Genomic DNA, 10,591 nt, shown 5'->3' on the forward strand with positions numbered 1-10,591 from the left:
GCATCTCGGTTCCGCCGGGTCAGGGACGTGGGGCCCTGACCCGGCGGAGCGCGGTCACACCTGCGAGTCGGCGAGCAGCTTCAACGCCAGCGCCCGCAGCTCAGGGTCGGCCTTGTCCGGGCTGCCCGTGTCGAACGGCGGGTGCGGGTCGTACTCGATCCCGAGCTGGATGGCCTGCGCCGTCCGGTCGTCGGCGAGCTGGGAGGCCAGGTACAGCGCCATGTCCTGGCCGGCGGACACCCCGGCCGAGGTGATGATCTTGCCGTCCCTGACGTACCTGGCCTTGACGTAGGTCGCGCCGAGGCTCTCCAGGTACTCCTTGCCCGCCCAGTAGGTGGTGGCCCGCAGCCCCTTCAGCAGGCCGGCCTTGCCCAGGATCATCGAGCCGGTGCAGACCGAGGTGGTCCACTTCGTCCGCTCGTGCGTCCGCCTGATCCAGTCCATCAGCCGGGCGTTGTCGAACACCCGCAGCACCGCCTTCTCGCTGCCGCCGGGCACGAGCAGGACGTCCAGGTCCCGCACGGCGGCGATGGGGCGGTCGGCGAACAACGCCACGTCGCCGGTGTCGCTGCGGACCAGGCCCGGCCGCTCGGCGATCATCGTCACGGTGGCGTTGGGCAGCCGGGACAGGACCTCGGCGGGGCCGGTGGGATCGAGGACGCTGAATCCCTCGTAGAGCAGGATGCCGATCTTCGGCCCCCTGGCCCCGCCCTGCTCGTGCGGCGGGCGCTCGCCCTGCGCCTCGGACGGCGTCCCGGCCTGCGTTGCGGCCTGCGTCGTGGCCTGCGCGATCCCCGACGTGCCGAGCGCGGCCAGACCGAGGCCGACCCCGCCCACCGCGGCGGCGCGCAACACGTCCCGACGACTGCTGCTCCCCATGGGCTTCCCCTCCCAGGAAAGACGATCAACGTGCGCGACAGGCTCTCATGGGTAGCGTCGCTACGTACAGCCTTTCGGGTGATCCGGACCTCGGCGGGCGGAGTGAGATCGATTACTCCGTCGAGAGCTTGCGCGGGGTCGGCGTGCCACCCCTGTCACGGGCCGTGAGCGGGCCAGTCCATCGGCCGGTGGATTGGCGTTCTCCGGTCGAACGAAGAGCGTTCATCCCGGGGTCTCCGGCATGTGGTGAACTCCGCCGCCGACCGAGGACAGGAGGCACAGGTGACGACTCGGGTGAGAACGGTGGTGGCCGCGGTGGCGGCCACGTTCGCGGCGCTGTCGGCCGCGGTCGGGGTCGCAGCCCCGACGGCCGCCGCGACCACGCCCAAGGTGCTGGTGGTGGGCATGGACGGCCTGCGCTGGGACCGGGTGGCCGCGGCGAACGCGCCGACCATGCACGGCCTCGCGGCCGGCGGCACGCTGGGGGAGAGCCTGCTCTACTGCGCCCCCATGGCCGGGACGTGGAGCGGGGCCGGCTGGTCGACCATCGCGACCGGCGTGTGGCCGGACAAGCACGGCGTCAAGGACAACACGTTCGTCGGCAAGCGGTACGACCAGTACCCGGACTTCCTGACCCGGCTGGAGAAGCGGAACCCCCACTACTCAACCTTGTCCATTGTGGATTGGGCAGCGCTGCACAACCAGGGCACCTTCTCCGCCGCGGTCGACACCAGGATCACCTACGACGGCGACCGCGACGGCTACGCGGGCTCCGACGAGAAGGTCACCGCCGACGCGGAACGCCTGCTGCGCACCGGCAACCCCGACGCCTCGTTCGTCTACTTGGGACACACCGACGAGGTGGCCCACAGCAAGGGCGCGGCGAGCCGGGACTACGTCGCCGCGATCGAGAAGCAGGACCAGCAGCTCGGCCGCATCCTCGACGCGGTCAGGTCCCGCCCCACCTACTCGGCCGAGAGCTGGCTCGTCGTCCTGACGACCGACCACGGGCACACCGACCGGGGTGGCCACGGCGGCTGCGGCGCCGCCGAGCGCGCCACGTTCGTCCTCGGCTCGGGTCCGGGGCTGGCCAGGGGAGCCCGGCCGGGCGACACCCGCCTGGTCGATGTGGCCTCGACCGTCTTCCACCACCTCGGCGTGCCGGCGGACGACGCGTGGCGGCTCGACGGCAGGCCGCTCGGCAGCCGTTCCGGCGACGCCTTCGACACCCTCGCCGACCAGCTCGCCGCCAGGGCCGACGAGACGGACATCCCGACCTCGGTGCGGGGCTGGACCCACACCGCCCCCGCGGGCTGGTCCGTCGACCGTTCCCGGATGCCCAGCGGAGGCGTGTCCGAGTGGCGGGGCTGGTCCTTCACTACCGACGAGTTCTGGAGCCGCACCCAGTCGGGTCAGTGGCGGGAGAACAACGTGCGGGCGCGGGGCGTCTTCGCGGTGGCCGACTCCGACGAGTTCGCCGACAGGACCGGGGGCGGGAGCTTCGACTCCACGTTGGTCTCCACCGCGTATCCCGTTGACGGCAAGGCGTCGGTGACGCTGCGCTTCGTCACCCACTACCGGCAGGAGGGCTCGCAGAAGGCCGAGGTCCTGGTGTCCTTCGACGGCGGCCCGGACCAGCTCGTCAAGCGCTACACCGCCGACGTGGTGTCAACGGAGGAGGCGTTGCCCGTCCGTGTGCCGGCCGGTGCGAAGACGGTGCGGGTGAAGTTCCGGTACTACGACGCGAACAACAACTGGTACTGGGCGATCGACGACCTCAGGGTCGGCTGACGACCCCATCCCCCGGGGCAGTGTCCGCGCCACCCTCCCTGCGCGGGCACTGCCCCTTCTCCTGTTCCGGCCTGGCCGTCGTCACGCGATCGGCCGAGTCGCAAGAAGATTCGGGCTGTTGACCGGCGGCTTCGGCTTCACGGCGCGGAATTGTCGGTGGGTCTGTCTACCGTGTCCCACATCACCTCGCCGTCGGTTCGGGCGTGGTGGGACGAGGTCCGGAGATCGATCACGACAGGCATGCCGACGGACCTCGACAACTGTTCGGTCACAAGGAAAGGGAGAACGCGATGCGAACGTTCGTCGTGAGCCTGCCGGTGAAGGACGTGGCGGCGTCGGGGAACTTCTTCACCCAACTCGGGTTCCGGTTCGACCCCGGGATCGGTGACGAGCGGGCGGCCGGCGTGGTCGTCGCCGACAACGCCCTCGTCCTGCTGTTCCCGGAGGACCGCTTCCGGGAGTTCATCAACGGCGAGATCAGCGCCGACGGCACCGAGGTCATCCTGACCGTGTCCGCCGAGAGCCGGCAGGAGGTGGACGAGACGCTGCGGAAGGCGCTCGCGGCCGGTGGCCGTCCGTGGAAGCCGACCTTAGACCAGGGGCCGATGTACGCCGCCAGCTTCCAGGACCTCGACGGCCATGTCTGGGAGGTGTTGCACATGGACTACTCGGCCACCGCCGGCGGGCAGGACTAGCGTCACCGGCGCGGCCGGCCGCCGCACCTCACTTCCTCGCCTCCTCCGCCTCCTTCTCCTCCTGAGGGGTCTGGTCCCTCCCGGTGGGGGAGGCCTGTCGGAGAGGCCGTCGGGGCTCGTCCCTCGTACCGTCGAACGGAAATCTCCCGTCACAGGCGGAGAACCCGAGGGAGGGACGATGGCGTCCGAGGAGTGGCGCGGCAAGGTCGGGCGACTGGACGAGGCCGAACTCGCCGAGTTCCTCGCCGAACCCCACATCGCCCGGTTGGCCTGTCTGGACGACGACGGTTGGCCCTATGTCATCCCGTGCTGGCACGAGTGGGACGGGACGGCGTTCTGGGTCGTGCCCCGCCACAAGTCCGCGTGGGCGAGGTACCTCGCGACGGACCCCCGCTGCGCGCTCACGGTCGACGAGGACGGCCGACAGCGCAAGGTCGTGGCGCGGTGCCGGGCGGTCCTGGTGGAGGAGCCCAACGTCGGCGGACGGTGGGTGCGCGTCGCGGAACGGATGAGCGTGCGGTACCTCGGGGAGAACGGGCCCAGGTACCTGGCGCCCACCCTGGACCGGCCGCGGTGGCTGTTCCGGCTGGAGCCGGTCTCCCTCCGGACCTGGCAGGGACAGGACTGGGCGTCCCGGTACCGGTGACGGGTCGGCGGCGGCCGAATGCCCCAGCGACATTCGGACACCAGGAGGGTGGCCGGTCGGCGCGGCGGGTGCGACGGTGGGCCGAAGCCCAGGCGCCCCCTGCTCGCGAGGAGTTCCGGCATGTCGTCACTCCGTGTCCGAAGACCACGCTGGCGCATGGTGCTGGTCGGCGCCGTCACCCTGGCCGTCACCGCCGCCGTCGCTCCGGCGGCCGCCGCACGACCCGCCGGAGGGGAGCCGACAGCCCAGGGGGACCTGCCGGACGACTGCCAGGACGGGTGGTGTGCGGAGACCCTGCCGCCCCGGACCGTCGGCGTGCGCGGGATGACGGTGGTGCGGGGCGGCGAGGTCTGGGCGGTGGGCGCCGACCGGGGCCCCGGCGCGCTCGCGCTGCGGTGGGACGGGCAGGCGTGGCAGAAGGTGGCCACGCCCCCGCTGGTCAACAGCTACCTGTCGGAGGTGTCTGGCTGGACGAAGAACGACGTCTGGGCCGTGGGGACCCAGAACGCCGGGGAACACACCCTCACCCAGCACTGGGACGGTCGCGAGTGGACGGTCGTGCCGAGCCCCGACCTCGGCTCGTCCAACGACCTGCTCGGGGTGGCCGCCGCAGGACCCCACGACGTCTGGGCGGTCGGCGACGCCGAGGTCGAGCAGGTCGGGACCCGGCCCCTGCTGATGCGGTGGGACGGGCAGAGCTGGAGCCTGGTGCCGACCCCGCTGTCCGACTCCCCGGCCACGTTCCGCGCCGTCGTCGCCCGCTCGCCCCACGACGTCTGGATCGCGGCCGTCGTCGGCTCGGAGCGGCGCACGGCGGTGACCCTGCACTGGGACGGCCGGGAGTGGCGGAGGATCGACGTGCCGGACCCCGGCGACGTCGCCAACGTCGCCATGGGCGCGGAGCTACACGGCCAACCCCTGCTCACGGTGGTCGCCAGGGACGATCCGGCCCTCCCCAACCGCTCGCACCTGTGGAGCTGGAACGGCACGGCGTGGACCCGGGTCCCGGTGCCGGTCATCGATGACCAGAGACTCGCGCTCGGCTCGATGGCGAGTGACAACCGGGGACGCGTGTGGCTGCTCGGGGGAGTCGGTCGTGGCGACGGGGCGGTGGTCGAGTGGGACGGCTCCCAGTGGACCAGGACGACGCTCACGCACAGCGGCGGGCACCTGTTGCTGAACGACGTGGTCGTGTCGCAGAACGGCCAGGAGGTCTGGCTGGGCGGCGAACAGGGAGTCGGACGGCACCACCACGCCGTGATGTACGTGCGGCGCTGACGGCTCTGCTCTCCCCTTGACCCCCTTGTCCTTTCGGCTCGCGCTTCGCAGGAAGGTGCCCCGACCATGAGCACGATCCTCCGACGATCCCGGTGGCTGGCCGCGCTGATCGGCGTCGCCCTGGCCCTCGGCCCGGTCGGCGCGTCCGCTGTCGCGGCCGAGCCGACCGACGAGCACGCGCCGCTGGAGTGCCAGAGCGGGTGGTGCCCGGAGCCGCTGCCGCCCGACCCCCGACCCTTCGGCGTCCGCGACATGACGACGACCCCCGACGGTGGGACGTGGGCGGTCGGCTACGCGAGCGGCTCCGCCCCGCTCGCCCTGCGCTGGGACGGCGGGGCCTGGCAGCCCACCCTCACCCCGCAGGGCGTCGGCACGGACCTCGCCGGCGTGGCGGGCTGGTCGCGGAACGACGTGTGGGCGGTGGGGACGCGGAGCGGCCAGGACGACGCGACGTGGACCCACGCGCAGCACTGGGACGGTCGCGAGTGGACGGTCGTGCCCAGCCCGAGCCCCGGGGCCTGGCGCAACGAACTGCACTCCGTGGCCGCCTCCGGACCCCACGACGTGTGGGCCGTGGGTGGCACCGTGGACCGGACCGTCGGGAACCGGCCGCTCCTGCTCCACTGGGACGGCCGCGCATGGGCTGCCGTGCCGACCCCGTTGTCCGATCTTCCCGCCACGTTCCGGACCGTCGTCGCCCGGTCGCCCCACGAGGTCTGGATCGGCGCGCTGCTCGGCGACGACCTCCGGACGCAGGTCGCGGTCACCCTGCGTTGGGACGGCCGGACCTGGCAGCGGATCGACGTCCCCGACCCCGACCCGGCGTCCAGCATCACCATGGGAGCCGACCTCGACGGTCGCCCCCTGCTGACGGTGAGCAAGACGGTGAGCAAGTACTCGGACCGCTGCCGGGTGTGGCACTGGACCGGCACCGCGTGGGCCCGGCTGGCGGTTCCGGGCGCCGACGGGGAGAGCGTGACCCTGTTCTCGATGGCGGACGACCACAGGGGGCGCGTCTGGATGGCCGGACGGACCGGGGGTGGCGCCGGACTGGTCGTCGAGTGGGACGGTCGACAGTGGACCAGCACGCTGCTCGACGGCGGTGGAAGGGGCGCGTTCAGCGGCGTGACGGCGTCGCCGAGCGGTCACGAGGTCTGGGTTGGTGGGAGTTTCGGCACCGGGCGCAACCGCCACGCCACCGTCTACGTCCGGCGCTGACCCACGCGGACGGCCTGCGCACGCCTGCGTGCGGCCGAAAGGCCCACCCGTCCCGGCTGCCCGGCCGACGCCGAGAGAACGGTCGGCCGGGAACCGAACGCACGAAACCTGTTGGGACACAAGGGCCTTGGCCGTCCGACCTGGCGGGTGCGACCGTGGGCCGGGTGGGGCTGCCCGTGACCTCGGAGGGAAGGGATCACCGCATGACGTTCCGCGTCCGACGACCACGCTGGCTCCCCGCGCTGGTCGGCACGGCCCTGGCCCTCGGTTCGGTCGGCGCGCCCGCTGTCGCGGCCGAGCCGACCGACGAGCACGCGCCGCTGGAGTGCCAGGACGGCTGGTGCCCCGAGACACTGCCGGCCGATCCGCCGTCCCTCGGAGTCCATGATGTGGCCGCGGTCCACGGCGACGTCTGGGCGGTCGGCTACGCGAGCGGCTCCGTCCCGCTGGCCCTGCGGTGGGACGGGAAGACCTGGCAGTCCACCGCCAGACCCCAGACGGAGCACGTCGAGCTGCACGGGGTCGCGGGATGGTCGCGCCACGACGTGTGGGCCGTGGGGACGCGCGGCGGTGTTGATGCCGGGACGACGACGTTCACCCAGCACTGGGACGGTCGCGAGTGGACGGTCGTGCCCAGCCCGAACCCCGACGGCTCCCGGAACGAACTCCGGGCCGTGGCCGTCGCCGGCCCGCACGACGTCTGGGCGGTGGGGGAGACCGGCGACCCGTTCGCCGGAAGCCGACCGCTCCTGCTCCACTGGGACGGCCACACGTGGAGCGCCGTGCCGACCCCGTTGTCCGACCAGCCCGCCACGTTCCGCACCGTCGTCGCCCGGTCGCCGCACGACGTCTGGGTCGGGGCGCTGGTTGGGGAGGACCTCCGGACGCAGGTCGGGGTCACCCTGCGTTGGGACGGCCGGACCTGGCAGCGGATCGACGTCCCCGACCAGGACCCGGCCTCCACCATCGCCATGGGAGCCGACCTCGACGGCCGGCCACTGTTGACGTTGAGCAAGACGGTGGGCAAGTACTCCGACCGCAGCCGGGTGTGGCACTGGACCGGCTCGGCGTGGACCCGGCTGGCGGTTCCCGCGATCGACGGGCAGAACCTGGGGATCGCCTCGATGACGGACGACCGCAGGGGGCGCGTCTGGATGGCCGGGCGCACCGGGGGCGGCGCCGGACTGGTCGTGGGCTGGGACGGTCGACAGTGGACCAGCACGCTGTTCAGCAGTGGCGGGAGAGGCTCGTTGAGCGGCGTGACGGCGTCGCCGAGCGGCCAGGAGGTCTGGGTGGGCGGAGGTTTCGGCACCGGGCGGCACCGACACGGCGTCGTCTACGTCCGGCGCTGACGGCCCCCGTCGCGTTCCCCAGGACCGAACGGCCCACCCGTGCCGGCTGTCCGACCCACAACGATGGAACGACCAGTCCGACGCCGAACGCCCGAGACCCGTTGGAACACAAGGCGGATGGCCGACCGGTGCGGCGGGTGCGACGGTGGGCCGAGGTGGGGCTGCCCATGACCTCGCAGGGAAAGGATCACCGAATGACGTTCCGCGTCCGACGACCCCGCTGGCTCACCGCGCTGGTCGGCGTGACCCTCGCGTTCGTCTCGGCCGGTGTGCCCGCCGCCGCCGAGACGAACGCGGAGGCCCCGCCGACGGAGTGCGGAGGGGGCTGGTGTCGTGAGGCCCTGCCACAGGACCCGCTCCCGCTCGGCATCAGCGCGATGACGATGGTCGGGGGACGGGACGTCTGGGCCGTCGGCACCGGCCGCTTCGGGGTGCCGTTGACCCTCCGGTGGGACGGGATGTCCTGGCAGTCCGTCCCGGCGCCGGACGCCAACGTCGATCTCTTCGGGATGGCCGGCTGGTCCAGGAACGACGTGTGGGCGGTGGGGTTCGAGGGCAGCCCCGGCTCCGAGACCCGATCCTTCACGCAGCACTGGAACGGCCGCGAGTGGAAGGTCGTTCCCAGCCCCAACCCCGCCGACTTCCACAACGACCTGCGCGCCGTCGCCGCCGCCGGCCCGAACGATGTGTGGGCCGTGGGCGGCACCGTGGACCGGAAGGCGGGAAACCGGCCGCTCCTGCTCCACTGGGACGGCCAGGAGTGGAGCGTCGTGCCGACCCCCTTGTCCGACGTCCCTGGCACGTTCCAGACGGTCTACGCCCGGTCGCCCCACGACGTGTGGGTCGGCGGGCTGGCTGACGGTCCGGTCGCCCTGCACTGGGACGGCCGGACCTGGCAGCGGACCGACGTCCCCGAGCAGGACCCCATGTCCACCATCGCCATGGGAGCCGACCTGGACGGGCGTCCCCTGCTGGCCGTGAGCAGGGTGGTGGGCAAGTACCAGCATCGGACCCACCTGTGGCACTGGACCGGCTCGGAGTGGCGGAAGCTGTCCGTTCCGGCGGTCGACGGCCGCAACCTGACGCTCACCATGATGGCGGGCAACCCCACGGGACGCGTCTGGCTCGCCGGCAAGTCCGGCTTCAGCGGGGTGGTCCTCGAATGGGACGGACGCGAGTGGACGCGGAACGCGCTCGCCGGCGGCGGCCAGGGCGCGGTCCACGGACTGGCGGTGTCGCCGGGCGGCCGCGAGGTCTGGGCGGGCGGCTCGTTCCGCGTCGGCGGCGGCCTCCGGGGCATGATCTTCGCGCGACGGTAGCTCCCCCCGGGACCGCCGGACCGGACGCCGGGGCACGCCCCAGTCCGGCGGTCGTGGGCGGGGAACGACGGCGGCCCCCAGCGCCGTCGCTCCCCGCCCACCCACGTGGCCACCAGGCCCTGTCCTCACACTGGGTGTAGTTGATCTGTTTGATCCCGGGACGTGTCCCGCGCGCACGTTGACCGACGAGCAGTGGCAGCCAACCGAGCCGCTGTTGTCCGCCTCCGGCCCGAAGGGACACCCACGGGTGGATGAGGCGCGCTGCATGATCAACAGGTTGCTGTTCAAGGCGAAGACCGGTGTGGTGTGGCGTGACCTGCCGGAATGGCAGGGGTGGCAGGGGCAGTGGAAGAGGTTTCGACAACCGGTTCTGGCGGTGGTCGCGCATCGGCACCCTTGCCAATGTGGTGACACGGGCGCGGGTGCTGGCTGCGGTGATCAACGAACGCGACCGGGAGGTCCCGGTCGGCTTCAGCGCCGTGCGCGCCCACCAGCACGCCGCCGGCGCCCGCCGCACCTCCGTGTCTCCCACAGGGGAGGGCGGATCGGTGCGGCGGGCACAGTGCCAGACGATCAGGTCGGCGGCTGTTCCCGCTGGTGGGCCGAGCACGAAGATCCACCTTGCCTGAGATGGGCATGGCCGGCCCCTGCCGGTGGTGTCGACCGGCGGCAACATCAACGAGGGCACCGTGTTCACCCAGCTCATGGCGGACACCTCGTTCCGTCGTCCTGGCCCGAGTCGGCCCGAGTCGGCCCGAGTCGGGAGATCGCGGGGCAAGGGATACTCCAGTCACGCGATCCGGTCCGACCTGCGCAGGCGGGTGTCCCGGCTGTCATCCTCGAACGCCGGGATCAGCGGGCGAATCGACTGCGTCCCGGCCGGACAGGCGGTCGTCTCCCGGCATTCGATCCCGCCGCCTCAGCGCCGCAATGTGGTTGAGCGGCGCTTCAACTGGGCGCGAGCACGTCCGTGTGATCGCCACCCGCTACGACGAGACCGTCATCTCCTACCAAGGGACGTTCGATCTGGCCGTCCTGCTCATCTGGTTGTGAGGACAGACCTAGGTCGTGTCCGCGAAGTGTTGTGGTCGTTGGTTGGTTCGTGGTGCGTCGTCATGAGCTGACTGATGAGTCGTGGGTGTTGATCGAGCCGTTGCTGGCTCCGCCGCGGATGGGCCGTCCGGTGCGGGACCGCCGTCAGGTGGTCAACGGGATCTTGTGGACGCTGTCCACGGGGGCGGCCTGGCGGGACCTGCCCGAGCGGTACGGGCCGTGGAAGACGGTCTATGAGCGCTTTCGCCGCTGGTCCGCCGACGGCACCTGGGACCGTCTGCTGGCTCATGTCCCGCAGCGTTCCGACGCCGTCGGCGCGGTCGACTGGACGGTCGTGTGTGTGGATTCCACGGCCGTGCG

General features: G+C 72.1%; 10 protein-coding genes and 1 pseudogene. 10 read left to right on the forward strand and 1 reads right to left on the reverse strand.

Annotation, left to right across the window (positions count from 1 at the left end):
* Positions 1-54: 54 nt before the first annotated feature.
* Positions 55-879 carry a DJ-1/PfpI family protein gene (locus tag LX15_RS26815; RefSeq protein ID WP_253672635.1) on the reverse strand — a complete coding sequence of 275 codons (825 nt, stop codon included), beginning with the start codon at positions 877-879 and terminating at the stop codon, positions 55-57.
* Positions 880-1,161: 282 nt separating this feature from the next.
* Here LX15_RS26815 and LX15_RS26820 point away from each other — a divergent pair, with 282 nt between their 5' ends.
* The 10 genes and pseudogenes from LX15_RS26820 to LX15_RS26860 form a co-directional block, all read left to right on the forward strand.
* Positions 1,162-2,670 carry an alkaline phosphatase family protein gene (locus LX15_RS26820; protein WP_253672637.1) on the forward strand — a complete coding sequence of 503 codons (1,509 nt, stop codon included), beginning with the start codon at positions 1,162-1,164 and terminating at the stop codon, positions 2,668-2,670.
* A 290-nt stretch (positions 2,671-2,960) separates the two neighbouring features.
* Positions 2,961-3,365 carry a VOC family protein gene (locus tag LX15_RS26825; protein ID WP_253672639.1) on the forward strand — a complete coding sequence of 135 codons (405 nt, stop codon included), beginning with the start codon at positions 2,961-2,963 and terminating at the stop codon, positions 3,363-3,365.
* A 178-nt stretch (positions 3,366-3,543) separates the two neighbouring features.
* Positions 3,544-4,011 carry a pyridoxamine 5'-phosphate oxidase family protein gene (locus LX15_RS26830; protein ID WP_253672641.1) on the forward strand — a complete coding sequence of 156 codons (468 nt, stop codon included), beginning with the start codon at positions 3,544-3,546 and terminating at the stop codon, positions 4,009-4,011.
* Positions 4,012-4,131: 120 nt separating this feature from the next.
* Complete coding sequence (locus LX15_RS26835) at positions 4,132-5,289, forward strand: hypothetical protein (RefSeq protein ID WP_253672643.1); 1,158 nt, start codon at positions 4,132-4,134, stop codon at positions 5,287-5,289.
* 66 nt (positions 5,290-5,355) lie between these two features.
* The gene (locus LX15_RS26840) at positions 5,356-6,507 is read left to right on the forward strand and encodes a hypothetical protein (protein WP_253672645.1); all 1,152 of its coding nucleotides are present in this window, start codon (positions 5,356-5,358) and stop codon (positions 6,505-6,507) included.
* 203 nt (positions 6,508-6,710) lie between these two features.
* Complete coding sequence (locus LX15_RS26845) at positions 6,711-7,859, forward strand: beta propeller repeat protein (protein WP_253672647.1); 1,149 nt, start codon at positions 6,711-6,713, stop codon at positions 7,857-7,859.
* A 194-nt stretch (positions 7,860-8,053) separates the two neighbouring features.
* Entirely contained in the window at positions 8,054-9,178 is a 1,125-nt protein-coding gene (locus LX15_RS26850; RefSeq protein ID WP_253672649.1) for a beta propeller repeat protein, read from the forward strand.
* 178 nt (positions 9,179-9,356) lie between these two features.
* A pseudogene (locus LX15_RS33695) lies at positions 9,357-9,530 on the forward strand (transposase); the annotation flags it as partial.
* Positions 9,531-9,582: 52 nt separating this feature from the next.
* Positions 9,583-9,807 (forward strand): hypothetical protein, encoded by a 225-nt coding sequence (locus LX15_RS26855; protein ID WP_253672651.1) that lies wholly within the window; start codon positions 9,583-9,585, stop codon positions 9,805-9,807.
* A 455-nt stretch (positions 9,808-10,262) separates the two neighbouring features.
* Positions 10,263-10,591 (forward strand): IS5 family transposase (locus LX15_RS26860; protein ID WP_372502797.1); only part of this gene is annotated, 329 nt, incomplete at its 3' end.

The sequence above is a fragment of the Streptoalloteichus tenebrarius genome (assembly GCF_024171885.1).
In the GTDB taxonomy this organism is placed as follows: Bacteria; Actinomycetota; Actinomycetes; order Mycobacteriales; family Pseudonocardiaceae; genus Streptoalloteichus; species Streptoalloteichus tenebrarius.